The organism is Streptomyces sp. NPDC049879 (genome assembly GCF_044461265.1).
Lineage (GTDB): Bacteria > Actinomycetota > Actinomycetes > Streptomycetales > Streptomycetaceae > Streptomyces.
Map to the genome: position 1 here is coordinate 204,485 of NZ_JBITKT010000002.1, position 24,924 is coordinate 229,408.

21 protein-coding genes are annotated in these 24,924 nt (G+C 74.4%); 11 read left to right on the forward strand and 10 right to left on the reverse strand.

What is annotated here, in order from left to right; genetic code table 11:
- Nucleotides 1-14: 14 nt before the first annotated feature.
- Entirely contained in the window at nt 15-746 is a 732-nt protein-coding gene (locus ACIBPC_RS07825; RefSeq protein ID WP_398842011.1) for a sulfite exporter TauE/SafE family protein, read from the forward strand.
- Here the strand turns inward: ACIBPC_RS07825 and ACIBPC_RS07830 are convergent.
- The 4 genes from ACIBPC_RS07830 to ACIBPC_RS07845 form a co-directional block, all read right to left on the reverse strand.
- The gene (locus ACIBPC_RS07830) at nt 730-4,734 is read right to left on the reverse strand and encodes a CHAT domain-containing protein (RefSeq protein WP_398842012.1); all 4,005 of its coding nucleotides are present in this window, start codon (nt 4,732-4,734) and stop codon (nt 730-732) included. The genes ACIBPC_RS07825 and ACIBPC_RS07830 overlap by 17 nt on opposite strands.
- Nucleotides 4,735-4,822: 88 nt before the next feature.
- Nucleotides 4,823-5,257: a PIN domain-containing protein gene (locus tag ACIBPC_RS07835; RefSeq protein ID WP_398842014.1), complete on the reverse strand. Its 435-nt coding sequence runs from the start codon at nt 5,255-5,257 to the stop codon at nt 4,823-4,825.
- Nucleotides 5,254-5,493: a ribbon-helix-helix protein, CopG family gene (locus tag ACIBPC_RS07840; protein ID WP_362957147.1), complete on the reverse strand. Its 240-nt coding sequence runs from the start codon at nt 5,491-5,493 to the stop codon at nt 5,254-5,256. The genes ACIBPC_RS07835 and ACIBPC_RS07840 overlap by 4 nt, the downstream gene beginning before the upstream one ends.
- Before the next feature lie 775 nt (nt 5,494-6,268).
- A complete protein-coding gene (locus ACIBPC_RS07845) occupies nt 6,269-6,508 on the reverse strand; it encodes a hypothetical protein (protein ID WP_398842016.1) in 240 nt (79 codons plus the stop codon).
- Between the two features lie 169 nt (nt 6,509-6,677).
- Between ACIBPC_RS07845 and ACIBPC_RS07850 the strand changes: the two genes are divergently transcribed.
- The 5 genes from ACIBPC_RS07850 to ACIBPC_RS07870 all read left to right on the forward strand — a co-directional run bounded on the left by ACIBPC_RS07850 (nt 6,678) and on the right by ACIBPC_RS07870 (nt 12,474).
- Nucleotides 6,678-7,553 (forward strand): helix-turn-helix domain-containing protein, encoded by an 876-nt coding sequence (locus tag ACIBPC_RS07850; protein WP_398842017.1) that lies wholly within the window; start codon nt 6,678-6,680, stop codon nt 7,551-7,553.
- A 184-nt stretch (nt 7,554-7,737) separates the two neighbouring features.
- On the forward strand, nt 7,738-9,255 hold the full coding sequence (locus ACIBPC_RS07855; RefSeq protein WP_398842019.1) for an ATP-dependent DNA ligase: 1,518 nt from the start codon (nt 7,738-7,740) through the stop codon (nt 9,253-9,255).
- Nucleotides 9,256-9,387: 132 nt separating this feature from the next.
- Nucleotides 9,388-10,503, forward strand: coding sequence for a peptidoglycan-binding protein (locus ACIBPC_RS07860; RefSeq protein WP_398842020.1), 1,116 nt, complete (start codon nt 9,388-9,390; stop codon nt 10,501-10,503).
- Between the two features lie 41 nt (nt 10,504-10,544).
- Entirely contained in the window at nt 10,545-11,519 is a 975-nt protein-coding gene (locus ACIBPC_RS07865; protein ID WP_398842022.1) for a ketopantoate reductase family protein, read from the forward strand.
- An 85-nt stretch (nt 11,520-11,604) separates the two neighbouring features.
- Entirely contained in the window at nt 11,605-12,474 is an 870-nt protein-coding gene (locus ACIBPC_RS07870; protein ID WP_398842024.1) for a DUF1963 domain-containing protein, read from the forward strand.
- Nucleotides 12,475-12,537: 63 nt separating this feature from the next.
- Here the strand turns inward: ACIBPC_RS07870 and ACIBPC_RS07875 are convergent, their stop codons facing one another.
- The gene (locus ACIBPC_RS07875; protein WP_362957131.1) at nt 12,538-13,002 is read right to left on the reverse strand and encodes a DNA-binding protein; all 465 of its coding nucleotides are present in this window, start codon (nt 13,000-13,002) and stop codon (nt 12,538-12,540) included.
- 461 nt (nt 13,003-13,463) lie between these two features.
- Complete coding sequence (locus tag ACIBPC_RS07880) at nt 13,464-14,270, reverse strand: class I SAM-dependent methyltransferase (protein WP_398842026.1); 807 nt, start codon at nt 14,268-14,270, stop codon at nt 13,464-13,466.
- A gap of 79 nt (nt 14,271-14,349) precedes the next feature.
- Between ACIBPC_RS07880 and ACIBPC_RS07885 the strand changes: the two genes are divergently transcribed.
- Nucleotides 14,350-14,559, forward strand: a complete 210-nt coding sequence (locus ACIBPC_RS07885; protein ID WP_362957125.1) for a DUF2277 domain-containing protein — start codon at nt 14,350-14,352, stop codon at nt 14,557-14,559.
- Between the two features lie 47 nt (nt 14,560-14,606).
- Here the strand turns inward: ACIBPC_RS07885 and ACIBPC_RS07890 are convergent, their stop codons facing one another.
- Nucleotides 14,607-16,280 carry a DUF885 domain-containing protein gene (locus ACIBPC_RS07890; RefSeq protein ID WP_398842028.1) on the reverse strand — a complete coding sequence of 558 codons (1,674 nt, stop codon included), beginning with the start codon at nt 16,278-16,280 and terminating at the stop codon, nt 14,607-14,609.
- A gap of 42 nt (nt 16,281-16,322) precedes the next feature.
- Here ACIBPC_RS07890 and ACIBPC_RS07895 point away from each other — a divergent pair, with 42 nt between their 5' ends.
- Nucleotides 16,323-19,487 carry an ATP-binding protein gene (locus tag ACIBPC_RS07895; protein ID WP_398842030.1) on the forward strand — a complete coding sequence of 1,055 codons (3,165 nt, stop codon included), beginning with the start codon at nt 16,323-16,325 and terminating at the stop codon, nt 19,485-19,487.
- Here ACIBPC_RS07895 and ACIBPC_RS07900 read toward each other — a convergent pair.
- Nucleotides 19,472-20,341 carry an ABC transporter permease gene (locus ACIBPC_RS07900; protein WP_362957117.1) on the reverse strand — a complete coding sequence of 290 codons (870 nt, stop codon included), beginning with the start codon at nt 20,339-20,341 and terminating at the stop codon, nt 19,472-19,474. The genes ACIBPC_RS07895 and ACIBPC_RS07900 overlap by 16 nt on opposite strands.
- Nucleotides 20,338-21,324: an ATP-binding cassette domain-containing protein gene (locus ACIBPC_RS07905; RefSeq protein ID WP_398842032.1), complete on the reverse strand. Its 987-nt coding sequence runs from the start codon at nt 21,322-21,324 to the stop codon at nt 20,338-20,340. Before ACIBPC_RS07905 ends, ACIBPC_RS07900 begins: the two co-directional genes overlap by 4 nt.
- A 250-nt stretch (nt 21,325-21,574) precedes the next feature.
- Between ACIBPC_RS07905 and ACIBPC_RS07910 the strand changes: the two genes are divergently transcribed.
- On the forward strand, nt 21,575-22,663 hold the full coding sequence (locus ACIBPC_RS07910) for a hypothetical protein (RefSeq protein WP_398842034.1): 1,089 nt from the start codon (nt 21,575-21,577) through the stop codon (nt 22,661-22,663).
- Nucleotides 22,660-23,736, forward strand: a complete 1,077-nt coding sequence (locus tag ACIBPC_RS07915; RefSeq protein ID WP_398842035.1) for a hypothetical protein — start codon at nt 22,660-22,662, stop codon at nt 23,734-23,736. Before ACIBPC_RS07910 ends, ACIBPC_RS07915 begins: the two co-directional genes overlap by 4 nt.
- Here ACIBPC_RS07915 and ACIBPC_RS07920 read toward each other — a convergent pair.
- A complete protein-coding gene (locus ACIBPC_RS07920) occupies nt 23,726-23,941 on the reverse strand; it encodes a hypothetical protein (protein WP_362957108.1) in 216 nt (71 codons plus the stop codon). The two genes, ACIBPC_RS07915 and ACIBPC_RS07920, sit on opposite strands and share 11 nt — an antisense overlap.
- 183 nt (nt 23,942-24,124) lie before the next feature.
- On the opposite strand from ACIBPC_RS07920, the gene ACIBPC_RS07925 reads away from it, so the two are divergent.
- A complete protein-coding gene (locus ACIBPC_RS07925; RefSeq protein WP_362957105.1) occupies nt 24,125-24,691 on the forward strand; it encodes a TerB family tellurite resistance protein in 567 nt (188 codons plus the stop codon).
- Nucleotides 24,692-24,924 lie beyond the last annotated feature (233 nt).

Consider the following 24,924-nt stretch of genomic DNA (forward strand, 5'->3'; position numbering starts at 1 on the left):
GTATTGTCCTGTCCGTGATCAGCGGGCTGAGCGGTGCGGACTGGACGCTGCTCGCTCTCGGCGCGCTTCTCGTCGGCGTCGCGAAGACGTCCATCGGCGGAGTCGGGTCGATCTCGGTGGCGCTGTTCGCCGCCGTCCTGCCCGCCCGTGAGTCGAGCGGCGCGCTGCTGCCGCTGCTGATCTGCGGCGACCTGCTCGCGGTGGCCGTCTACCGGCGGCACGCGAACTGGCCCGCGCTGCTGCGGCTCCTGCCGTCCGTCGTCGCGGGCATCGTGCTCGGCACCGTCTTCGTGGCCTGGGTGGACGACACCGTGATGCGGCGGACGATCGGCGGCACGCTGCTCGCCGTCGTCCTCGTGCACCTGTGGCAGCGGCGGCGCCCGGGGACCGGCACCGGTCGGGTGCGCGCCGCCGTGTTCGGCCTGCTCTCCGGCTTCACGACGATGGTGGCGAACGCGGGCGGCGCGGTCATGTCGCTGTACCTGCTGTCGGCGGGCTACCGGAAGCTGGAGTTCCTCGGCACGGCCGCGTGGTTCTTCCTGATCGTCAACGTCTTCAAGATCCCGTTCAGCGCCGGGCTCGGGCTGATCGACAGCGAGTCGCTCGGGCTGAACGCGGCGCTGGTCGGGGCGGTGCTGCTCGGCGCGGTCGCGGGGCGGGCGGTGGTCCGGCGCCTCGACCAGGCCAGGTTCGAGAAGCTCGTGCTGCTGTTCACGGTCGTGTCGAGCCTCAACCTGCTGCGCTGACGTGCACGTGGGCCGCCCACAGCGTCGGCGTCGCCCGCAGCCGCGCGCGGACCGCCCGTACGGCGTCGTGCAGCGCGCGGGCGGGGTCGGCGCCCGCGGCCCACGCGGCGTAGAACGCGGCGGCCGTCTCGGGCGCGATGCGGTCGCTGACCGGCCACAGCGTCCCGACGACGTGCGGGTAGCCCGCGAGTTGGAACGCGCCGGTGATGTGCACCGCCTCGTCGTCCAGGCCCGCGCGTGCACGGGTGGTGGAGCAGGCGGAGAGGTACGCGAGGCGGGCGGACGGCAGGCGTAGCGCGGAGATGTCGGGCACGGTCAGTGGCCGGGCCGCGTGGTCGTGGAGGAGCACGGTGTCGGGGCTCTGCGCGTGGCAGGCGAGGTGCAGCCAGTCGTGGTGGGGAATGGCGGTCAGTACGGCGGCACGGGTCGCGCCGGTTCCGGTGAGCAGGCGGGCGCCGGGGCGTGAGGCGAGGTGGGCGGCCTCGTCTTCCACGTGCGGCAGGTCGCGGGCACCGGGCGTCCTGGACAGGGCGACGACGAGGGGGCCGGCGTCCGGGGGCATGGCGCTTGGGGCGGCGGGGGTGCGGAGGAGGCTGCGCAGCGTGGGCGCGTAGCTGGAGACGACGCGGTCGAGTACGGCCGCCCCCGCCTGCTCCCGTGACTCGGCGGCTTCGGCGGCGTGCAGGGGCAGCGCCGTGAGCGGTCCGGTGGGTATCCAGCACATACGCGGCCACTCCCCCGCAGCGTCGGGCGGGGGCGCGGTGTGGCCGAGTGCGGTGAGCACCGGCTCGGCGAGGTCGCGCCAGAGCCAGGCGAGGGTGTCGCGGACGGTCTGCTGGTGCGCGACGCGCTCGGCGCGTGACGCGGCGGGGTCGGCGGCGCCCGCGACGGCCGCCAGGAACGCCCCGGTGCGCGTGGTGACGGTGCGCAGGTCCATGCCGGGCAGCGGGAGGGACGTCACGCGGCCGTGGGCGAGCAGCAGGGCGTCGCTGCGCAGGCCGCTGATGTTCACGACGACGGCCGTGGCGCGGTCGCCGAGTGCGGCGAGGAGGTCGGCGGGGGCGGGCGGCAGCAGGAAGCGGGCGAAGCCGGGGCGGCTGCGGATGTCGGCGACCAGGTCGTCCCAGGCGGTGGCGGCGGCGTACCGGTCGTCCGCGGTGGGGGTGCCCGGCCCCACGGGGTCGAGGACGGCGCGGAGCCCGTCGAGGCGCCCGGCCGCCTCGGGGTGCGCCTCGCGCAGCAGGGTCAGGTCACCCCGTGTGTCGAACGCCTGGGCGAGCAGGACACCGCGTCCCGCCTCCAGCAGTTCCACGGCGCGCTCCGGCTCGCCGCAGGCGACGGCGCACGCGGCGGCGTCCGAGGCGAGGCCGCCGTACGACGCCAGGTGCCGCTCCTGGTCGGTGCGCCCGATGCGGCGCGGCGCCGTGCGCGCCAGGAGGTCCACGGCCAGGGCGAACGGGCCGAGCGCCGCCCGTGGCCCGTGCCCGAGGTGCGCGGCGGCGGCCCAGCGGCGGGCGGCCGACACCCGCGCGCCCACCGGGCCCGCCGGGTCGGTGGCGGCCTGCCGCAGGGTCTCCTCGGCGTCGGCCAGGAGATCGCCGTCGCCGGTGGCGACGGCCTTGCGGGCGAGCGCCCAGGCGTGTAGCGACCGCAGGTGGGTGTGGGCGACGTGGCCCGGCGGGGTGGCCTCGTCCGCCTGGCGGGCGGCGCGTATCAGGTCGTCGAGGCCGCCGGGGGTGGGCGCCGCTTCGTGGAGCTGCGCGCGTGCGCCGGCCAGTGCGCCGAGGCGGGAGACGCGGTTGGGGTGGTCGAGCGGGGTGGCGGCGACAGCCTGGGCCGCGTGGCGTGCGGCCTCCTCGGCGTCGGCGGTCTCGCCGGTGAGCGCGTGCCGTGCGCTGAGGACGACGGCCAGGTTGGACACGAAGCGGGTGTGCAGCAGGTGGCCCGGCGGGGTGGCGGTGACGGCGGCGCGGGCGTGCGTGACCGCTTCGTCCAGGTCGGCGCGCGTGGCGTCGGGCCGCAGTCGCAGGCCGAGCGCCAGGTTGGACGCGATGCCGGGGCCCTGCGGGGAGAGGATGCCGGCCAGTGCGAACGCCTGGGTGCGCGCGGTGAGGGCCTCTTCGAGCGCGCCGGTGTCCCCGTATGCCTCGAAGCGCAGCATCAGCGCGGAGGCGAGGGCGTCCAGGCGTAACGCGCGCATGGGGTGGCCGGCTGGGGCGTCTGCGATGGCGGCGCGCTGGTGGGTGATGGCGCTGTCCAGGTCGGCGGGGTCACCGCCGGACTCCCAGCGCAGCCGGTGCAGTGAGCCGAGGGACGTACGGGCGGTTCCGGCGAGGGGGTCGCCGTCGGGTATTTCGGCCAGGAGGGCGGCGAAGAGGTCGAGGGAGCTGTCGAGATCGGCGCGGGCACCGGTCCGTTCGGCCAGCGACCACAGGGCGGTGGCGAGTTTGACGCCGGTCTCGCGGCGGGCGGCGGGGTCGAGGGTGGAGGCGTAGGCGGTGCGGTAGATCTCCAGCGCGCGGTCGAGGTCGGCGGCGGCGCCGGTCGTCTCGTACTGGGCGAGGAGCCGGTCGGCGGTCGCGGTGCCGAGCGGCGGCGGGGCGGGCTCGTGCGTGGCGGGTCCGGCGGCGGTCAGGGCGGTGCGGATCTGGTGGGCGAGCCGCCGGTTGGCCTCGATGCCCGCGCGGGAGGGGTGCTTGTAGGGGAGGGCGCGCAGCGCGCGGTCGTACGTGTCGGCCGCCTCGTCGGCGACGACTTGGCTGGGACGTGCGCGCAGCAGTGTCAGCAGTCCTGCGGCGAGGTTGACCAGGTACGAGGCCAGCCGTGGGTGGCCGTCGGGCGTGGCGCGGACGACTTCGCGGCCCACGAGGACGGCCTCCGTCACCAGTCCCTCGTCCGGGGCGGCGGGATCGGCGGTGGCACGTGCCAGCAGGGCGTTGGCCAGGTTGGACTGGGTGGGGACGCGCTCGGGGTGGTCGTCGGGCAGGGCCGCCAGGGCACGGCGGTGGAGGGAGACCGCCTCGTCGATGGCCGGCACGTGCCGGGTACGGGTGAAGTCGTCGTAGAGGGTGTTGCCCAGGCTGGAGAGGTGGGAGGCGTAGCGGGGGTCGGCGGCCTTGGAGACGGCGACTGCGGCGCGGCCCGCCTTCACCGCGTCGGCGAGGTCGTCGGGACGGCCGTCGCGCTCGTAGCGGGAGCGGAGCAGTACGCCGCGCAGGGTCAGGGCCTCGGCGTGCTGGACGCGGGGCAGTCCGCTGTCCATCAGCTGGGCGAGCAGGTCGATGCCCAGGGCGAGGTAGGTGGGGTCGCCGGTGGAGAAGTAGCGGTCCTGGGCCTGGTAAGCGGTCCTGAGCGGCGCGGCGGGATCCACCTCGACGGGTGCGCGCGGCGGGGTGTTCCGCGCCGGGCTGGGGCCGGGCTGCTGTTGCCGCTGCGTAGTCTGCTGCTCCGCCGACTCGGCCAGCACTCCCGCCAGCGGATGCCCGGCGCGCTGCGCCGAGCGGAACCACTCCAGCGCCTTCCCTGTGTCGCCGCGCGCCAGCCGCAGCGTGCCCGCGTTCATCATCCCGTCCACGTGCCCGGCCGCCGCGGCCTTCTCGTACCAGGGCAGCGCCTCGTCCGTGCGGTCGGCCTGGTGCAGCAGCCGCGCGTACGTGTGGGTGGCGTCAAGGTCGCCGCGCTCGGCCGCGCCCAGCAGCCAGCGGATCGCGCCAGCCATGTCACCGCGCTGCTTGAGGAGGACACCGAGGTTGTTCATCGCGTCCACGTGCCCCGCCTCGGCGGCGGGCAGGTAGTACACCTCGGCCTGCGCGGTGTCGCCGATCAGCGTGTGGAACGCGTGCGCGACCAGGTACGACACCTGCGGGTCGGCCGTAGCCTGCCCCGCCCGGCGTAACCACCGCCGCGCGCGACCGGCCTTCCCCTGCGCGAGCAGCACCGCCGCCTTGTCCAGCGCCCGCCGCGCGGTCTCCTCATCCCCGATCCCCACCCAGACCACCCCCCAAGCCCAGTCTGTCCCCGTCACCCACCCGCCGTACATAGCCTCCGGATGCTTTGGTACGCGAGGGTGGGTGGCTCTACAGGTCGTCGGGCAGGAGCCGGAAGGCGTGGTGGCCGGTGAGTGGGGTGACGGCTCTGAAGTCCCTGCGGTCGAGGGTCAGGATGGTCTCCGTGTCGAACGCCTCGGCCAGCACGACATTCACGGCGTCGGTCAGATCCAGTCGCAGGGCCGCGTAGCGGTTCTGGACCAGGCGGGCATTGCGCAGCGTCTCGGCGGACAACTCCGGGATCGCTACACGCCCCGAGCGCTCCTGGGCCAGCAGCCAGTCGTTCACCACGTAGGCGGCTCCGCGATTGACGTTGCGTGTGGTGATGTGCTCGATCTCCTGGATCACCAGCGGTGACACCACGGTGAGCGCCGCCTCCTGCATGGCGGTGCGGGCGGCGCTGTGCTCGGGGTCCGAGGCATTGAGAGCGGCGACCAGCCCGGAGGTGTCACCGACGACGATCACTCGGCGTCCGCCGCGCCGTCCGAGACCGCCCGGTCGATCTCCTCGGCGGTGACAGGCCCCCCGAAGTCCAGGAGCGGAATGTCCCACTCCGTGTTCCAGCGCCGGGTGCGGAGGGCCGCGAGATGGAAGGCTGCCCGGAAGTACTCCGACTCCGGCCGCCCCTCCCGCGCCGCCGCCGCCTTGATCAGCGCGAGGTCCTCCTCATCGACCATGACGGTCGTCTTCTTCAAGGCCATAAGGTTATGGTACCTCCGCCATATGATTCCGCAGGGCACCGCAAGCCCTCTTGGGCCGCACACCCGCGACCGTTCAGCTTCGGTCTCCGCAGCCCGGCACCGCCTGCTTGCGCAGGCGACGTTCCTCGATGATCGCCCCGACGCATCGACCGGACTCGTGGATGATGACGTACCACGGGACGGGGGAAACGGTTCCGCCGGGCAGGTGAGCGGCAGCGAAGGCGGGCGGCCGGTGGGCGGTGATCACGAGTGTGCGCCGCTTGAGTACGGAGACCACCGCACCGGGCGCGGCGGGAACGGCGGGCGCCCGCTCGTCCGCCCGATGCCTGCCATGTGTGGGAACGAGGGTGTCGAGGAACGCACGGCACCACGACCGGACTTGGTGCCGGACAGAGGGCCGTGCGTCACGGCGTCGCCTACCTCCCATCAGCCGCCGCCCGAACGCGCCCGCCTGCGCAGCCGGTTCGCGTCGCCCTGCTCACTCCGATTCGCCTTCACCCACCGGCGGGCCCGCACCTGGATCTCCCTTTCGTTCATCGATTGCGAGAGCCTCCTTTTCAACAATCGATTTCGCATACAGAAGCGCACCGCACGGTGCGCAGCAGATGCCTTCTTCAGTCGCCTGCAAGTCGCCGAGATGCATGCACTCCATGGCCGTTCACTTTCGTCGGACGCTGCAACTCCCCCGGCTCGCCGAGGCCACCCACCGCCTTGGAGATCCCGCCCGGTCAGAACCGGCCGCACGCATGCCCCGACCGCACGGGTGTTCTGCGCCTCAGTCCCGCCTCGCCCCCGGTCGGCCGTCGCGGAGTACGGCGGTCAGCCGTCGTGCCATCTCCACGGGGACACGCCCCAGGTCGAGCAACGGCGCGACGCTCGTACCGGACGCCGACACCGGGTCGACGCCCAGCGACGGCAACGTGATATCGAACGTTCCGAGCGCGTCCGCCAGTTCTCGGCCGGCCTGCTCGGCGGCCAGCAGTTGTTCGCGACGCGTGGGCGACGGGTCCTCCATGCGAAACCTCCAGGATCGCGCGGCCGAATCCCCCCGGGGCGTGGCGTGTCCCCCACTTCCGAGACCTGTCGGACCAGCCGGTGAGCGAACAGAATCCCAGAATGACGCGCCTTTGAAAAACGCAAGAAATGCGTTCTCAAGAGTTGAGCACCACCGGAGGAAGGAAAGAATGGCGAAATCACAGATCGCGACCATTCGCGTCCGGCGCCTGGCCTCGGAACTCGTGCGGTTCCGCGAGCGGAAGCGGCTGTCGATCAAGGCCGTCGCGGACGCGACCGGCGTCAACGAGGTCACCCTCCGGCGCATCGAGGCGCGCCAGGCCCGGCCTCAGAAGCGCACGCTGATCGCTCTGCTCGACGCGTACGCGGTGCGCGGGGACGAGCGGGAGAAGATCGTCGCCCTGGCAAGGGGAGCACAGGAGCAGGGGTGGATTCGCCCGTACGACGCGGAACTGCCCGACGAGTACAACGCGTTCATCCAGTTCGAGTCCGAAGCGTCCGAGCTGAAGAAATACGAGTCTCTCTTCGTCCCCGGACTCCTCCAGACCGAGGACTACGCACGGGCCGTGATCGGGGGCACACTCCGCACCGCGCCATCGAGTGAGGTCGAACTGCGTGTGCGGGCACGCATGGAGCGCCAGTCGATACTCACCAGGGAAGAGCCGGTCAGCCTGCGCGTCGCCATGGACGAGGCGGCCCTCAGACGTCTGGTGGGCGGAGCGGACGTCATGCGCGCCCAACTCGACCATCTCGCGAAGATGTCCATGGAACCGCACATCCAGGTACAGGTCATCCCCTTCACCGCTGGTGTGCATCCGGGGATGCCCGGCTCGTTCGTGCTCATGAACTTCGCCAGGAGCGCCGAGCCCGAGATCGTCTGGGTGGACAGCCATGTCGGCGACATGTTTCTTGAGAAACCGATGCAGATCGCGCGACTCACCACCGCCTTCGACGAGCTGATTGCCCAGGCGAGCAGCCCTGCCGAATCACTCGCCATGATCACCACGCTACGTGACAGACTCGGCATTTCGGGCGGCACAGGGTGAACAGGTGGAGTCATCGAGCGCCCCTGGACGGCGGATAAGCAGCCCGGGCAGCGGCAGTGCCCGCCCCGGACAGCAGAACGGGACGGCCGAGCCGTCGTCACGGTGGCGGCGGAGAGCTGGGGGCGGCCGGGTCGGTTGAGGCCTCCAGCGCGCGGGACGGGCCCGTTGCGGTGACCATGGAAGGGTGCTGTTCGAGGAGATCGCGCGGGCCTCGCGTGACGTCGCCGCCACCGCCTCGCGGTCGGCGAAGGTCGGCGTGCTCGCCGCGCTGTTCCGCGACACCGCGCCCGACGAGGCCCCCGTCGTCACCGCCTGGCTCGCCGGGCGCCTCCCGCAGCGGCGCGTCGGCGTCGGCTGGGCCGCCCTGCGCGACCGCCCGCCGCCCGCCGCGTCCGCCACGCTGACCGTCCGCGACACCGACGCCGCGCTCTCCCGCATCGCCGCCGCCTCCGGCACGGGCTCGGGCGCGCGGCGGCACGACATGCTCGCCGAACTCCTGGCCGCCGCCACCGCCGACGAGCAGGACTTCCTCGTCCGTCTGCTGGCGGGCGAGCTGCGCCAGGGCGCGCTGGACGCGTTCGCCGCCGAGGGCCTGGCCGCCGCCGTCGGCGCGCCGCCCGACGACGTACGCCGCGCCGTGATGCTCGGCGGCTCACTCGGCGCGGTGGCGCGCGCGGTGCTGGCGGACGGTCCTGGGGCGCTGGGCGCGTTCCGGCTGACGGTCGGCCGCCCTGTGCTGCCGATGCTGGCGCGCCCGGCGCGCGACCTGGACGAGGCCCTCGACCGGCTCGGCCCCTGCGCCGTCGAGGAGAAGCTGGACGGCATCCGCGTGCAGGTCCACCGGGACGGCGACGACGTGCGCATCTGGACGCGCACGCTGGACGAGATCACCGACCGCCTCCCCGAGGTGCGCGCCGCCGCGCGCGAACTGGCCGCCGGGCACGCCGTGCTGGACGGCGAGGTGATCGCGCTGGACGACGACGGGCGGCCCCGGCCGTTCCAGGAGACGGCGGGCCGCGTCGGCTCGCTCGCCGGGACGCTGCCGCTGTCCCCCGTCTTCTTCGACCTGCTCGCCGTGGACGGCCGCGACCTCCTCGCCCTCCCCACCGCCGAGCGGATCGCCGAACTGGCCCGCATCGCGCCGGAACCACGCCGCGTACGGCGGCTGCCGGTACCGGACCCGGCCGACCCGGAAGCACGCCGCGCCGCCGCCGACTTCGCCGCCGCCGCGCTGGAACGGGGGCACGAGGGCGTCGTCGTCAAGGCGCTCGACGCGCCGTACAGCGCGGGCCGCAGGGGCGCGGCCTGGCTGAAGGTGAAGCCGGTGCACACGCTGGACCTCGTCGTCCTCGCCGCCGAGTGGGGCCACGGGCGGCGCACGGGGAAGCTGTCCAACCTGCACCTGGGCGCGCGGCGGGCGGACGGCACGTTCGCGATGCTCGGCAAGACGTTCAAGGGCCTGACGGACGCGCTGCTCGCCTGGCAGACGGAACGGCTCGGCGAGCTGGCGGTGGAGGAACGGCGGGGTGTGGTGCGCGTACGGCCCGAACTCGTCGTGGAGATCGCCTTCGACGGGGTGCAGCGCTCGACGCGGTACCCCGAGGGGGTGACGCTGCGGTTCGCCCGCGTGGTGCGCTACCGGGAGGACAAGCGGGCGGCGGACGCGGACACCGTGGAGTCGGTGCGGGCGCTGCTGCGCTGACGTCGGCGAATCGTGCCCGCTTCGTTATGCCCTGGGGCGCAACAATCTTGGCGGTACGCGCATCTTTACGAGTGAGGCACCGCTTCACCGCCACTGTCGATCTTGCCCGGTATTCCCAGGGGGGACCCCACCATGCGCTCCGCGCTCTCGTACGGCCGCTTCCGCCGCCGCGCCGCCGTCCCGGCGGTCGCCGGAGCGGCCCTCGTCGCCCTGCTGCTCAGCGGGTGCGGCTCGGACGCGGACGGCACGGAGGCGGACGGCCCGGCCTCCTCCGCCCCGGCCGGCGAGTCGCCCACCGCGGAGGCGGACGAGGGCGACGGGGACGAGACCCCCTCGGAGGAGCCCACCGAGGAGGAGACCCCGGCCGAGCCCGTCGTCATGGACTTCGGCGATGAGACCGACCAGGTCAGGGAGTTGCAGGCGCGCCTCGCGCAGCTGGGCCACTTCGCCGCGCAGCCCACCGGCTACTACGGCGACGTCACGCTCGGCGCCGTTTCCGAGTACCAGCGGGCGGCGGGCATGGAGGTGTCCGGCGTCGTCTTCGAGAGCACGTGGGCCGCGCTGACCGGTGAGACGGAGGCGCCGGGCGAGCGGGATCTGTACCCGCCGCAGCAGATCCTCGGTTACGGGGACAACTCCGAGCAGGTCCGCGAACTCCAGGCGCGCCTCAAGCAGCTGGACCACTTCGACGAGAACCCGACCGGCTACTACGGCGACGTCACGGCGGCGGCTGTCCGTTCGTACCAGCAGGCCGCGGGTCTTGAGGCGACCGGCACCGTCTTCGAGGACACCTGGGCGGCGCTGACCGCCGAGACGGAGACGCCGGGCGAGGAGGACATGTACCCGCCGGTGGAGATCCCCGAGGTGGAGCCCGCCGCGCTGGACGAGCGCTGCCTGACCGGCCGCGTGCTGTGCATCTCGAAGACCAGCAGCACGCTGTCGTGGGTGATCGACGGCGAGGTGCAGATGGCGGTGGACGTGCGCTTCGGCGCCGAGCAGACGCCCACGCGCGAGGGCGAGTTCGAGGTCTACTGGAAGTCGCGGAACCACCACTCGACGCTGTACGACTCCCCGATGCCGTACGCGATGTTCTTCGACGGCGGCCAGGCGGTGCACTACTCGCAGGACTTCGCGGCGAACGGCTACAACGGCGCGTCCCACGGCTGCGTCAACGTCCGCGACGAGGGCGCCATCGCGGCGCTCTTCGACGAGGTGAACGAGGGCGACAAGGTCATCGTCTACTGGTGACGCCCGTCCACCGGCGCCGGTCTGGTGTTTGAATGGCGTCCATGCGCTACATCATCATCGGCGCCGGCGCGGTCGGCGGAGCCATCGGCGGCCGGCTGCACCAGGCCGGACACGACGTCGTCCTCGTGGCACGCGGGCAGCACGCCGCGGCCCTGCGCGAGCGGGGCCTGCGGCTGCGGACGCCCGACGAGGACCTGACGCTGCGGGTCCCCGTCGCGACCGGCCCCGACGACGTCGAACTCCGGCCGGACGACGTGCTGCTGCTCTGCGTGAAGACGCAGGACACCGTCGCCGCCCTCGACGCCTGGGCCCCGGCCGCCGCCCACCTGCCGCTGCTGTGCGTGCAGAACGGCGTGGCCAACGAGGAGATGGCCCTGCGCCGCTTCAGCCGCGTGTACGGCGTCTGCGTGTGGCTGCCCGCCCAGTACCTCGAACCCGGCGTCGTCTCCGCGGGTGGCGCCCCGCTGACCGGCATGCTGCACATCGGCCGCTACCCGCAGGACGGCGAGACGGACGACACCGCGCGCGCCATCGCCGCCGACCTGGAGTCGGCGAGGTTCCTGGCCCCCGTGGTGCCCGACGTGCTGCGCTGGAAGTACGCCAAGCTGCTGTCGAACCTGGCCAACGCCGTGCAGGCCGTCTGCGGCACGGACGAGCCGGAGGCGAAGGAACTCCTGCGCCGGGTACGGGCGGAGGGCGAGGCCGTCCTGGCGGCGGCGGGCATCCCGTTCGCGAGCGACGAGGAGCAGGCGGAGCAGCGCGGCGACCGCGTGGACATCCGCGAGGTGCCCGGCGCCGAGCGCGGCGGCGGCTCCACATGGCAGAGCCTGCGGCGCGGCACGGGCTCGGTGGAAGTGGACTACCTGAACGGCGAGATCGTCCTCCTCGGCCGCCACCACGGCGTCCCGGCGCCGGTGAACGAGGCGCTGCGGCACGCGACGAACGTCCTGGCCCGCGAGGGCCGCCCGCCGGGCTCCACCTCCGCCGCCGACCTGCTGGCGGCGCTCCCGTCCTGACGGCGCGGGTGCCGGGACGCGTTGTCAGACCCCCCGGCTACAGTCTCCCTCGTCGTCACGGAGAGTGATCGAGAGGGAGAGCGTCATGGTCCGTCGCACGCCGCCCCGGCCGGTGGCCGTGGAGGAGTACCTGCCCGAGCTGGGCTCACTGCGCCGGGAGGCCGTGCGGCTCCATCCACGGCCGGGGAGCCCGTCGTGCCATGAGAGTTCGGTCGGCGGGCCGCTGCTGTGGCCGGTGGAGGAACCGTGGCCGGTGTGCGACGGCGAGCCCGAACGCGGAGTCCACGAGCCGGGGACGCCGTTCGTGCCGGTCGTCCAGGTCCGGCGGGAGGACGCGCCGGGCATACCGTTCCCGCCGGGCTGTGACCTGTTGCAGGTCCTGTGGTGTCCCTTCGAGCACGGTGAGTGGTGCTGTCCGCTGCCACTGGTCCGCTGGCGGGACTCGGCGGCCGTCACGGCGGTGCGGGAAGCGCCTCCGCCACCCGCCGACGCGCTGGAGGACCACGTGCCCCATCCGTGCGTCGTCCATCCCGAACGGGTGACGGAGTACCCGAGCTGGGACATACCGAAAAACCTCCGGGACGTGCTGCGCGACCGCATGGAGGCGATGGAGCGGTCCAGCGGCTTCCTGTTCCACTACCACCTGGCCGACGCGCCCGGCATCAAGCTGGGCGGCTACCCGGGGTGGACGCAGGACCCGGTCTGGCCGGACTGCCCGGACTGCGGCCGGCGGATGGACCATCTGCTCACCGTGGCGAGCCGGGAGTACGACGGCGAATCGATCCGCACGTGGCTCCCGGTGGAGGACCGGAGGGAGGTGGACGGGCGGCAGAGGGCGAGCGAGGAGGCGAGCACGGGTGCTGGGATGATGCTGGGCGACGTCGGAGGCGTCTACATATTCGAGTGCCGCACCTGCCCCGCCCGCCCCACCAGCCACTGGTTCGACTGCTCCTGACCGATCGCACGCCACACGGTCACCTCGCGGACAGGCTTGTCGGCCGCGCGACCGGCGTGACGCTCATGGTGTGACGGCGTCCGGGCCCGCGTCCGTGTCGTCGGGGACGCGGCCGGAGAGGCGGGTGTAGCGCTGGCGGGCCGCCTGGGGGGTGCCGAGGCCGAGGCCGAAGGCGATCTCCTGCCAGGTCAGGCCGCGTCCCCGCGCCATCGACAGCAGACCGGCCTCCAGCTCGTCCATCTCGGCGCGGGCCCGCGTCACCAGGCTGAGGGCGGCGGTGATGTCGGCCCGGTCCACCTCCGGTTCGCCGTCGTCGAGCAGCGCGGCGCCGCTGAGCAGGAACGAGACGAGGCGCACCGCCTCGTGCGGCGCCAGCACGTACGGGTGGGTCTGCCGCGCGCGCTGCTCGGGCGTCACGGCGTGCCGCTCCGCGATGCGGAACAGCGCGGCGAACGCCCGGTGTTCGCGGGCGGCGGCCGGGTCGGGCGGGGTGAACGGGTCGGCGGGCTGCGCGGCGTGCTCGGTCATACCGCCCACCATGCCGGAGACAACACAGCGAAGTCAACGAATGGAGGTGAACAATCTGTTCAATCGCGGGGCCGCGCCTGCCCGCGTCGGGCGGCAGGCGTCCGCGTCTGCCGCGTCCCTCAGAACTTGTGCCCGCAGGCCAGGCACTGCCGCCGCTCGTCTGGGCAGGTCGCGCCGCAGTCGGGACACTGCTTGAGAGCCAGGGGGCGGCTCAGGACGGTCAGTTCGGTGGTCATACCGGTGGGTCCCCTTCTCGCATGCTCCGCATGGCCCCGCGCCCGGTCCGGCGCGGGACCGGCGCCGGTCCCGTGTGATCCCCGTGTCTTCCCCGTGGGGCCCCGCGCTCCGGCGTCGCGCGGCGACCCGTACCCAGCGACCGTACGGCCTGGGCAGGTCCGCGCGCCATCGCCCCGTCGTCAGCGGGGAACGGGAACGGACGTTCGCCGCGCGGCCAGCGCCCATCAGATCTGCACGGGCATCAGCGGCACGCCGGGGTGCCCGGCCGGGAAGCGGTGGACGCCCGCCGCCTCGTCGCGCTCCAGCACCGGGTACGCCTGGAAGAGCGTGAAGCCGTGCTCGTGCAGGAACTCGACGCTCAGCCCGGCCGCCGCCAGGGCGCTGACGACGGTGCCGAGCGGGTGGTGCCACTCGACGTGCTCCGTCTCGCGCAGCGGCGGTCCGTCCGTGTACGTGTGCGGGTAGTCGTACCGCTGCGGCGTCCGGTCGAAGTAGTCGCGCGCGACCGTGCGCCCGTCGTCGTCCAGCGTCTCCATCAGCGGGTGGAACTCGGCGAGGTACAGCCGCCCGCCGTCCGCCAGCAGTCCGGCGACGAGTTCGGCCCAGCGCGTGATGTCGGGCAGCCAGACCAGCGCGCCGATCCCGGTGTAGACCACGTCGAAGCGCTCGCCCGCCAGCACGTCGGCGGCGTCGTAGACATCCGCGGCGACGAAGCGGGCGCGGCTTTCGAGCCCCGTGTCGCGCGCGAGGGCGCGGGCGGTGTCGACGGCCGACGCGGAGAAGTCGAGCCCCGTCACCTCGGCGCCGCGCCTGGCCCAGGACAGCGTGTCCTGCCCCATGTGGCACTGGAGGTGCAGCAGCCGCAGCCCCGTGACGTCGCCGACCTCCTCGATCTCGAACGGTCGCAGCGTCGAGCCACCGGCGCGGAAGCCCGGCAGGTCGTAGAACGCGCTGGCGGCGTGGATGGGGACCCGGCCCTCCCAGTTCCTGCGGTTCAGTTCCCGGTGCGCGGCCGACGCGGATTCGTCCATGCGTGCGACCGTAGTGAATTCGTCACAATGAAGCACGCGCATTCCCGCCCGGTGCCGACAAGGGCGCAGACTGGTCGTCATGTGCCGCAGCATCAAGACGCTCCGTCCGCCCGCGACGCCCGGTGTGACCGATGAGGACATCCGGGCGGCGGCCCTCCAGTACGTGCGCAAGGTGTCCGGCTACCGGGCGCCGTCCGCGCGCAACGCCGCGGCGTTCGACGAGGCCGTCACCGCCGTCGCGGAGGCGACCCGCCGGCTGCTCGACGGGATCACGGTCCGGGACGTCTGAGCCGTGCGGCCGCCCGCCTCCGGGACAGGGAGGCGGGCGGCCGTGCCTCAGCGCAGCCGCGCCAGCTCGTCGGCCAGGTCGTCCAGGCCCAGCGACCCCAGCGACAGCGCCGCCATGTGCCACGACTTGAGGTCGAACGCGTCGCCCGCGCCCTTGCGCGCCGCCTCACGCCCGGCGACCCACGCGCGCTCGCCCAGCTTGTAGCTGATCGCCTGCCCCGGCATGCCGAGGTAGCGGGTCAGCTCGGACGCGGTGTACCCGGCGTCGTGCCCGGTGTGCCGCGCGAAGAACCCGGCGGCCAGCTCAGGCGTCCACACCTCGCCCGGGTGGTACTCCTCCCCCGCCGGGACGCGCAGCCCCAGGTGCATGCCGATGTCGATGATCACGCGGACCGCGCGCAGCATCTGCCCCGACAGGTAGCCCATGCGGCGCGCCGGGTCGGTGAGGAAGCCCAGCTCGTCCATCAGCCGCTCCGCGTACAGCGCCCACCCCTCGGTGGCCGCGCTGACGCCGCCGACGCTCGCCTGGAACCGCGACAGCCGGTCCTGGACGTGCACCCACTGCGCGAGCTGGAGGTGGTGGCCGGGCACACCCTCGTGGTACCAGGTGGACACCAGGTGCCAGACGGGGAAGCGCGTCGCGCCCTGCGTGGGCAGCCAGGTGCGGCCCGGCCGGGAGAAGTCGAGCGACGGGCGCGTGTAGTACGGCGCGGCGGCGCTGCCGGGCGGGGCGATCATCGCCTCGACGCGCCGGATCGGCGGGGCGAGGTCGACGTGCGTGCCGTCGAGCGCGTCGATGGCCTCGTCCATCAGTGCCTGGAGCCAGCGGCGGATCTCCTCCACGCCCTCGACGGCCTCGCCGTGGCGCTCCAGGTGCTCCAGCGCCTCGGGCACCCCGGCGCCCGGGAGGATCTCGCGCGCCACCGCGCGCATCTCCGCGCTCAGCCGGTGGAACTCCTCCCAGCCGAACGCGTACGCGTCCTCCAGGTCGAGGTCGGCGCCCGTCCACAGCCGTGCGCCGGTGAGGTAGCGCTCACGCCCCACCGCGTCCGGCGTACCGGCGGTCCGCGGCAGGTACGTGTCCCGCAGGTACGCGCGCAGCCGCACCAGCGCGTCGGTCGCGGCGGCGGCGCCCGCGTCGAGGTCGGCGCGCAGCGCGTCGGGGCCCGCGGTGGTGAAGTCGCGGTACCAGTCGGCGGCGAGCCAGTCGTCCAGCTGGGCGGCGACGGTCTCGACCTGCCGGGGCGCGGCGGTGAGGCCGCGCGCGAGGCCCGCGTCGAGGGAGGCGGTGTATCCGGCGAGGGCGCCGGGGACGTTGCGCAGCCGCCGGGCGACGACGGCCCAGTCGTCCTCGGTGGCGGTGGGCATCAGCAGGAAGACGGACCGGAAGTGCTGGACCGGGGAGAAGAGGTTGGAGACGTTCCGGAGGTTCTCGCCGGACTCGTCGAATGCGAGGCGCGCGGTGAGGCGCTCGCGCAGCAGCCGGGCGGCACGGCGCTCGACGGCGGGGAGGCCGTCGGCGTCCACCGCGTCGAGGCGGGCCAGCGTGACGCGCTGCGCGTCGGCCAGGGCGGCGAGGCCGTCCGGGGAGACGTCGGGCAGCTCGGCCACGCCGGGCCTGATGCCCAGCTGGGTGCCGACGACGGGGTCGAGGTCGGCGAGGGTTTCCACGTAGGCGTCCGCGATCGCGCGGGGTGAGGTCGGGGAGGGAGAGTCGTGCATTGTGCCATCCTCGTACAGCGGATGGCGCAAGGGAAGGAACACGTGTTCGATCATTTGATCGGCCGGGACCACGCCGCGGGGGTGCTGCGCGACCGGATCGGCCGGGCCGCCGCGGGCCGCGGCGGCCTGGTGCTCGTGACGGGGGAGCCCGGCATCGGGAAGACGGCGCTCGTCGCGGGCGCGGCGGACGACGCCAGGTCGCGCGGGATGCTCGTGCTGGGCGGCTTCTGCTGGGACTCCGACAACGCGCCGGGCTACTGGCCGTGGGTCCAGGTGCTCCGCGCGCTGCGCCGGGCCGGCACCGGGGCCGCGCCCTGGCCACCGGCGGTCGCGGCGCTGCTCGCGGGCGGCGCGGGCGGCGGCGGGGACGCGTCACGCCAGACGGGCGAGTCCTTCGAGCTGTACGACGCGGTGACGACTGCCCTGGTCGACGCCTCGCACACCCACCCCCTCATGATCGTCCTGGACGACCTGCACTGGGCCGACCCCGCCTCCCTCCGGCTCCTCGCCTTCGCCGTACGGCACACCGCCCTCGAACCGCTGCTGCTCGTCGGCATCTACCGCGACGCCGAGGTGGAGGCCCCCGGGCACCCCGCCCGCGACCTGGTGCTGCCGCTGCTCGCCCGCGCCACCGCCGTCCCCCTCGGCGGGCTCGCGCCGGGCGAGGTGGCCGCGCTGATCGAACGGACCGCCGGGCGTCCGCCCGACCCCGACGCCGCCGCCGAGGTGCACCGGCGCACGGGCGGCAACCCGTTCTTCGTCGAGCAGGCCGCCCGGCTGTGGCACAGCGGCGGCCCGGTCACCGCCGTACCGCCGGGGGTGCGGGACACCGTGCGGCGGCGCCTCGCGCTGCTGCCGCCGGACGTCGCGGCGCTGCTGGAGACGGCCGCCGTGCTCGGCCGCGGCTTCCACCGGCAGGTGCTCGCCGGGACGGCCGGGCTGCCCGTGGCCGAGGTGGACAGGCTGCTCGCGGCCGCGGTGGCGGCGCAGCTGGTGACGGCGGCCGGCGGGGCGGTGGAGGGGGTCTTCCTCTTCGCGCACGACCTCGTGCGCGAGACCGTGTACGAGTCGCTGGACGAGCCCGTGCGCCGCCGCGCCCACGCGTCCGTCGTCCACGCCGTGCACGACATCCCCGACCTGGCCGACCACATGCCGCCCGCCGACCTCGCCCGCCACGCGCACCTCGCGGGACCCGAGATCGCGCCCGCCCGCGCCCTCGGCCTGCTGCTGGCGGCGGCCGAGGAGGCCGCGGGCCGTCTCGCGTACGACGAGGCCGTCGGCCACCGGCGCCGCGCGTACGCCACCGCCGCGGCCGTCGGCCCGCGCGACCGGCTGCTCACCGGGCTCGAACTGGCCGTCGAGCTGGACATGAACGGCAGCGACGGCGTGGAGGCCTGGCGCATCCTGAGCGAACTCGCCGCCGTCGCCCGCGAGCTGGCCGACCCCGACCTCATGGCGCGCATCGCCCTGTCGATCGAGTGGTCCACCGGCCACGGCCACCGCGGCGCCGAGCGCGCCGCGCTGCGCGCCGAACTGCTCGTGGAGGCGCACCGGCTCCTCGGCCGCGACCAGCCGCCCGTGCCGCCGGAGGACCGCGCGACGCTCCAGCGGCTCGCCCGCGACCTGAGCGTCCGCGTCGCCGTGCTGGCCAGGCGCGGCGGGAACGACGAGGCGCTCGGCTTCAGCCTGCGCGCCCGCCACGACACCATCTGGGGCCCCGGCACGGCGGCCGAACGGGTGGCGATCACCGAGGAGATGACCGCCGTCGCCCGCCGCACGGACAATCTGGACCTCGAACACTTCGGCATGTCCCTGCGCTGGGTCGCCCTGCTGGAGACCGGCGACCCGGCGTACGCCGCCCAGCTCGCCGACTTCGCGCGCTTCGCGCGGCGGCGGAACGTGCCCCGCTTCGTGCTGGGCGCGGACGTGGACGAGTGCGCCATCGCCATCTTCCAGGGCCGTTTCGACGACGCCGAGAAGCTCCGCCGCCGCGTGCTGGAAGGCGGTTCCTTCGTCGGCAGCGCGGGCGGCCAGGAGTCCGACTACATGCGCGGCTACTTGGAGCACCTGCGCTGGTCCCTGCTGCTGGCGCGCGGCGCGTACGACGAACTGGACGCGCTGCACGCCGCCGCCGGACGCGACTGGCCGCACCCCTGCCCCGACCTGCTGGAGGGCATCACGGCCGCCGCCCGCGGCGACGTACGCACCGCCGTACGGCTGTCCGACGCGGCCGAGGCGCACGACAGCCACTCACGCCACGTCCAGGCGCTGCGGCTGCGCCTCCAGGCGGCGGCCGCCGCCGCGACACGCGATCCCGTGCGCTGCGCCCGCGCCCGTGCGGCGCTCGCCCCCCTGCTCGGCACCTGGGCCGTCGGGCTCTACGGCTTCGACCTCAGCGGCCCGGTGACGCTGTGGTCGGCGCGGCTCGACGCGGCCGAGGAGCGCTGGGACGCGGCGATCGCCGGCTTCACGGACGCCGCCCGCGCCGCCGACGCCATGGGCGCCCGCCCGGCGGCGGCCGAGGCGCGGGCCGGGCTCGCGGCGGCCCTGGCGGCGCGCGGCGCGCCGGGCGACGCGGAGGCGGCCGCCGCGCTGCGCGCCGAGGCGGCGGGGGAGGCGGCCGCGCTGGGCATGGCGCGGCTCGCCGGTGACCGGGCCCCAGGACCGGCCGCGCCCGAGGCCGAGTTCCGCTTCGACGGGCAGGTGTGGACGCTGCGGTACGCGGGCCGCACCGTCCGCGTGCCCGACGCGAAGGGGCTGCGCGACCTGCGCGAACTCCTCGCGAACCCCGGCACCGACATCCCCGCCCTCCGGCTCCTCGACCCCGCGTCCGCCGACCGCGCGCCGCTGGGCGCCGACCCGGTGCTGGACGACGAGGGCCGCGCCCGTTACCGGCGGCGCCTCGACGCGCTGGACGCGGAACTCGACCGCGCGGCGGGCGACCGGGACCGCACCGCCGCGCTGGAGGAGGAACGGGCCGCGCTCCTCGCCGAGCTGCGCGCCGCCGCCGGTCTCGGCGGCCGGGCCAGGCTGCTCGGCGACGAGGCGGAACGGGCGCGGAAGACCGTCACGGCACGCATCCGCGACAGCCTCCGGCGCCTCGCCCCGCACCACCCCGAACTGGCCGCGCACCTGGGCGAGTCGGTGACGACCGGCCTGCTGTGCGCGTACCGCCCCCCGGAGGGGACGGCTCACTTCCGGTTGTAGAGCCGCATGGTGACGGTCCCGAAGACCGCGATCAGCGCCGCGCCCGCGACGAGCACCCAGCCGATCTGCCCGGCATCGGCCTGCCCGTCCATCAGCCCGCGCACCGCCGCGACCAGCCGCGTCACCGGGCTGACGTCCACGCACGCCTCCAGCCAGCCGGGCATGGTCTCCGGCTCGACCAGGATGTTGCTGAGGAACGTCAGCGGCATCAGCACCATCATGCTCACACCCATCACCGACTTCTCCGAGCGCAGCAGCAGGCCGAACATCGTCCACACCCACGAGAACGCGAACGAGAAGCCCACCAGCAGGACGATCGCCGCCGCCGTGCCCACGACCCCGCCGTCCGGCCGGTAGCCGAGGGCGAGCCCGACGAGCAGGATGACGACGGACGCCGTCGCGTAGCGGAAGACGTCCCCCAGCAGGTAGCCGACCATGGCGGCCGGGCGCCACACGGGCAGCGTCCTGAAGCGGTCGAAGACGCCCTTGTCGATGTCGGTCTTGACGGCGACGCCGGTGTACATCGTCGTCATCACGACGCTCATCACCATGATGCCCGGCAGCAGGTACTGGAGGTACTCGCTGGTCGAGCCCGCCAGGGCGCCGCCGAAGAGGTAGGTGAACATCAGCGTCATCATGATCGGGAAGACCGTGACGTCGAACAGCTGCTCCGGCACGTGCTTGATCTTCAGCATCGCCCGCCAGCCGAAGGCGAGCGACGCGGACAGCGCGCTCGGCCGGGGCGGGCGCTCGGTGGCGAGCAGCGCCGCCAGGCTGTCGCGGCTGGGGGTGTACGCGTCCCGCTCGCCGTCGTCCGCGTCCTTCGCGACCGCCGTGCTTTCCGTGATGCTCATATGACGGCCTCCTGCCGCTGCTCGTCGTCGGTGAGGGCGAGGAAGACCTCGTCCAGGGTGGGCTGGCCGAGGGCGAAGTCGTCCACCGTGATGCCGCGCGCCGCGAGTTCGGCGAGGGCGCGTGCCGCCAGCTCGGCGGGCCCGGTGCCGCCGTCCGCCATCACACGCGCGGTCAGTCCCAGCGCGTCCTGCGCCTCCTGCACCGGCGCGTCCAGCACGGCGGCCAGCAGGTCGCGCGCCTCGTCGCGCCGCGCCGCGTCCCGCAGCCTGACGTGCACGGAGCCCGCGCCGACCGACGACTTCAGCTCGCCAGGCGTCCCCTCGGCTATCACCCGGCCCCGGTCGATGACGGCGATACGGCCCGCGAGCCGGTCGGCCTCGTCCAGGTACTGCGTGGTGAGCAGCACGGTCGTGCCGAGCCCGACGACGGTGCGGACGATGTCCCACACCTGGTTGCGGCTGCGCGGGTCGAGGCCGGTCGTCGGCTCGTCGAGGAAGAGGAGGTCGGGCGTGTTCAGGATGCTCGCGGCGATGTCGAGCCGCCGCCGCATGCCGCCCGAGTACGCCTTCGCCTGCTTCCCGGCCGCCTCGCCGAGGCCGAACGCGTCGAGCAGCCGGTCGGCGCGGCTCGCGGCCTCCGGCTTGCGGTGGCCGAGCAGCCGGGCGAGGAGGACGAGGTTCTCCCGGCCGGTCAGGTCCTCGTCCACGGACGCGTACTGCCCGGTGAGGCTGACGCGCGAGCGCACGGCGTCCGCCTCCCGCACCACGTCGTGCCCGAAGACGCGCGCCTCGCCCCCGTCGGGGCGCGCGAGGGTGGCGAGCATGCGGACGAACGTGGTCTTGCCCGCGCCGTTCGGACCGAGCACGCCGTAGACCATGCCGGAGGGCACGGTGAGGTCGATGCCGTCCACGGCGCGCTTCTCGCCGAACGTCTTGACCAGCCCGGCGGTCTCGATCGCGGGCCCGCCCCTGGGTTCACTCATCGGATGTCCTGCCTGTTCCCTCGTCGCTCGTGGTGGCGCGTGTCGGAGGTGCAGACCCGGCGGACGGACAGAACTCATCGGTCACCGCCCGTTCCGCCGCTCCCCTCCACACAAGGGGCGCGACATTCCGCCAGGCACCCGCTGGATCGCGTCCAGCGGCGGACGACGGTCTGGCTTTGTGGAGGAATGGCATACAGAATGTGAAACACGAGGTCCGGGGGGACCGCCGGGGGGAAGCGGGGGCAGCGGCATGGCCGGACGGCAGGGGCGGAAGAACGGGGACACGCGGCGCTGGCGGCGGACCGTGTGGTCGTCGGCCATCGGCGGGCTGCTGTCCTTCCTGACCGCCGGGTGGCTGCTGACCCTGGTGCCCGACGACCTTCCCTCCGAACGGGAGTGGCTCACGGCGGACGACTGCGCCCCCAGCCTGTGGCTCGACACGTGCGTCGGCGGGGCGGTCGGCAACGTCATCCTGCGGGAGGAACGGGACGGCGGGCACTGGCTGACGGTCGTGGACCTGCGGACGGACACCCCGGCCGACCTGCGGATGTCGGGTCCGGGGCCGGTCTGGGAGGCGGCCGAACGCGGCCAGAGGCTGACGCTGTTCTACTGGCGGGGCGAGATCCGCAGCGTGCACAACGGCAGCGCCTACCAGGACGTCGCGGGGCTGCCCGTCCACGAGTGGCCGATGGCGCTCGGCGGCGCGCTCGCGGCGATCCCGCTGGGGAGCGTTCTGCTGTGGTTCGCGTGGTGGACCGCCCGGCACCACCGGGCCGACATGCCGGCGCACCAGTGGCAGGTGATGGCGGCGTCAAGCGCACTCTTGCCCCTGGGAGGCGTCGGCATCGTCTGCAGCTGGGTGGCCGACACCCTGGACGAGGCCTATGTGGTCATGGCCCTGGCCACACCGCCGGTGCTCGGCGTCACCTGCGCCGTCTCCTGGTGGCGACAGCGGAGACGGGAGAGTGCCGTGGCCGCCGTCCGGCCCGAAGCGCCGAAGCCCGGCAGCGTCCTGTTGGTGCACGTCGAAGGGGACGCCCCAGGCATCGCCGACGGGCCGGGCTGCCTGGCGGCGGGCCACATCGCGGATCCCGCGCTGCGGGAACTGCTGCTTCCGCCGACGCTGACCGCGGTACGCGTCAGGGCGTTCCTGCGCGGTGATCCCCCCGGACTGGTGGGGTCCTCCGGCGGGCGCAAAGGTGTGGCGATCGAGTGCCGCGACGGTGACGCCCCTGTCCTGCTCGGAACGCTGCTGCGCGACGCGCCCCTCGTGCTGGGCGCTCTCGGCGCCGAGACCCCCGCCCCGAGGCGGCCGAGGGGCGCGAGGGGGCCGGTGTGACGGCCGGTGGACGGCCGGCGCGCGGCCCCGGGCGGGTACGGGCGGTCCCGCTCGCGGTCCTCGGGCTGCTCTCGGTCCTGGCGTGCGTCTGGCTGCTGAGCCTGGTGCCGGGCAGGGTGTCGGCCGAGCGCGCCTACCTCGGCGCGTCCCCCTGCCCGCCCGGCACACGGACCGGCGCCTGCCTGGCCCTCGTCCCGGCGACCGTGGAGGCCCGGGACGAGCGGCGCAGGGGCAGGGCCGTCGTGTACGCGCTCGTCGTCGTGGAGGACGGCGCGGAGACCGCGCGGCGCGTCGAGATGGACGGGACGAGCCCGGTGTACGGGTCGGTGCGGCCGGGTGACGCGGTGACGGTCGAGTACTGGCGCGGCGCCGCCCGTGCCGTGCGGTCCGGCGACGCCGCGCAGCGCACCGAGGCGTCGCCCGTCGGCGCGTGGCGGCTGCCGCTCGGCCTGGCGCTCCCCGGCCTTCCGCTCGGCTGCGGCACGGTGTGGGTCGCCTGGTGGCACCGTCACCGCTACCGCGCCGCGATGCCCGCCCGCCCCTGGCAGACGGGCATGGTGGTCGCGGGGTGCGCGGCCGAGAGCGCCGCCGGGTTCCTGGGCGCCCTGGCGGCCGACAGCGCGGCGGCCGCGCTCGTCGTCACGGTGGCGGCTGTGCCGGCGGTCGCCGTCGTCACCGTCCTGGCCGTCCGGTGGAGGCTGCGGCGCGCGGCGGACGCCCTCCGGATCACGCCCGTCACGCCCGTGGAACGGACGGTGCTGCGGGCGGACGTGCACGGCGATGTCCCGTACGGCGTGGGGACACACGGCTTCCTGCGGCTGGGCGAGGGCGCCCCGGCGGCGATGGCCGATCCCGGGGGCCGCATCGCGTGCGAGCCGCTTCCGCCGACGCTGACGGTGCTGGGCGTCCGGCCGTTCCTGCGGGACGACCCGCCGGGCGAGGCGCGCGCGTACGGGCGTGACGGGATCGTCGTCGAGTGCCGCGACGGGGGGACGCTGGTCCGGGTCGTCGTCCGGCGGCGGGACGCGCCGCTCGTGGTGGGCGTGCTGGGGGCGGGCGGGGTCAGCCGGTGAGGGGCCAGCTCTCGGGTCCGCCGCCGCGCCATTCGATCAGGGTGGGGTCGTCGAGCCGTATGTCGTCGGGGTCGAGCCCGGCCCTGCGGAGGAACTCGATCAGTTCGGCCGGGGAGCGTGCCAGACCGAGATCCTCGCCGCCCGCGCGGACGCGGCGGCCACCGGGGGCGGGCGGCTGGACGACGATGCGTGCGAGCGGTGCCATGCGTCCAGCCTGCGGCATCGCCGCGCGTTCGGCAGCCCGGCGACGCCCTCGTTCACGGACGGTGACCTGAATCCCCCGGAGAAGGCCACAAGGTCACCCCATCGAGTGACAGTGCGGCGGAACTGACTGCGGTCCGTGACCGTTGACGGGGCGAGGACACCGGATACGGGAGGTAACGGGACGATGGCGATGTGGGACAAGATCAAGGGTGCGACGGGCGGCCGGTCGGGCGGTCTGCCGGGCCTGGGCGGGAACCGGGGCGCGGGCCACGGCAGCGGCCACGGGGGGCACGGCGGCGGCCAGGGCGGCACCAAGTCCGCGATCATCGGCGCGCTGAAGTCCCAGCTCAGCTCGATGAAGACCGAGCTGAAGAGCGGCGGCTACCGTGACGCCAGCATGGCGATGTGCGCGCTGGTCGCGGCGGCGGACGGGTCGGTCGATCCCGCCGAGCGGCAGAACGTGGAGCAGATGATCCTGAACAACGACGTGCTCCAGAACTTCCCGGCCGACCAGCTGCGCCAGCGGTTCAACAAGCACGTGGACCACCTGGTGCGCAGCTTCGTCACCGGGAAGGCGGAGGCCATGCAGGAGATCGCCAAGGTCGCGAAGAAGCCGGCCGAGGCGCGGGCGGTGATCCAGACGGGCATGGTGGTCGCGGGCGCCGACGGCTACTTCGCACAGGCCGAGGCCCAGGTGATCCGGGAGGCGTGCGGCGCGCTGGGCCTGAACCCGACGGAGTTCGGCCTGTAGCCCGGCCCGCGCGCGTGGCCGGTCGTCCGGGACCGGACGGGCGGCCACGCCCGGCGCGGGACGCGTGAAGGGGCGGGGGGCACGAGCCGGAACGGGGCGTCCGGGCATCCCGCCGGTGCCTGCCGCAGCCGCCGGGGCTGGCGGATGGCGCAGCCCGCGTCACGTCCGGGGTGGGCGCCGGGCCCGTCGGCCGACGCGGTGCCGACGCCTGGCCGGGCCCGGCCGCCGGTCGC

Bases quoted from the DNA above. Each gene is read 5' to 3' on its own strand.
- ACIBPC_RS07840 (WP_362957147.1), bottom strand. From the start codon at position 5,493: ATGGCCTTGAAGAAGACGACCGTCATGGTCGATGAGGAGGACCTCGCG.
- ACIBPC_RS07845 (WP_398842016.1), bottom strand. From the start codon at position 6,508: ATGGAGGACCCGTCGCCCACGCGTCGCGAACAACTGCTGGCCGCCGAG.
- ACIBPC_RS07850 (WP_398842017.1), top strand. From the start codon at position 6,678: ATGGCGAAATCACAGATCGCGACCATTCGCGTCCGGCGCCTGGCCTCG.
- ACIBPC_RS07860 (WP_398842020.1), top strand. From the start codon at position 9,388: ATGCGCTCCGCGCTCTCGTACGGCCGCTTCCGCCGCCGCGCCGCCGTC.
- ACIBPC_RS07865 (WP_398842022.1), top strand. From the start codon at position 10,545: ATGCGCTACATCATCATCGGCGCCGGCGCGGTCGGCGGAGCCATCGGC.
- ACIBPC_RS07870 (WP_398842024.1), top strand. From the start codon at position 11,605: ATGGTCCGTCGCACGCCGCCCCGGCCGGTGGCCGTGGAGGAGTACCTG.
- ACIBPC_RS07875 (WP_362957131.1), bottom strand. From the start codon at position 13,002: ATGACCGAGCACGCCGCGCAGCCCGCCGACCCGTTCACCCCGCCCGAC.
- ACIBPC_RS07880 (WP_398842026.1), bottom strand. From the start codon at position 14,270: ATGGACGAATCCGCGTCGGCCGCGCACCGGGAACTGAACCGCAGGAAC.
- ACIBPC_RS07885 (WP_362957125.1), top strand. From the start codon at position 14,350: ATGTGCCGCAGCATCAAGACGCTCCGTCCGCCCGCGACGCCCGGTGTG.
- ACIBPC_RS07890 (WP_398842028.1), bottom strand. From the start codon at position 16,280: ATGCACGACTCTCCCTCCCCGACCTCACCCCGCGCGATCGCGGACGCC.
- ACIBPC_RS07900 (WP_362957117.1), bottom strand. From the start codon at position 20,341: ATGAGCATCACGGAAAGCACGGCGGTCGCGAAGGACGCGGACGACGGC.
- ACIBPC_RS07905 (WP_398842032.1), bottom strand. From the start codon at position 21,324: ATGAGTGAACCCAGGGGCGGGCCCGCGATCGAGACCGCCGGGCTGGTC.
- ACIBPC_RS07910 (WP_398842034.1), top strand. From the start codon at position 21,575: ATGGCCGGACGGCAGGGGCGGAAGAACGGGGACACGCGGCGCTGGCGG.
- ACIBPC_RS07920 (WP_362957108.1), bottom strand. From the start codon at position 23,941: ATGGCACCGCTCGCACGCATCGTCGTCCAGCCGCCCGCCCCCGGTGGC.
- ACIBPC_RS07925 (WP_362957105.1), top strand. From the start codon at position 24,125: ATGGCGATGTGGGACAAGATCAAGGGTGCGACGGGCGGCCGGTCGGGC.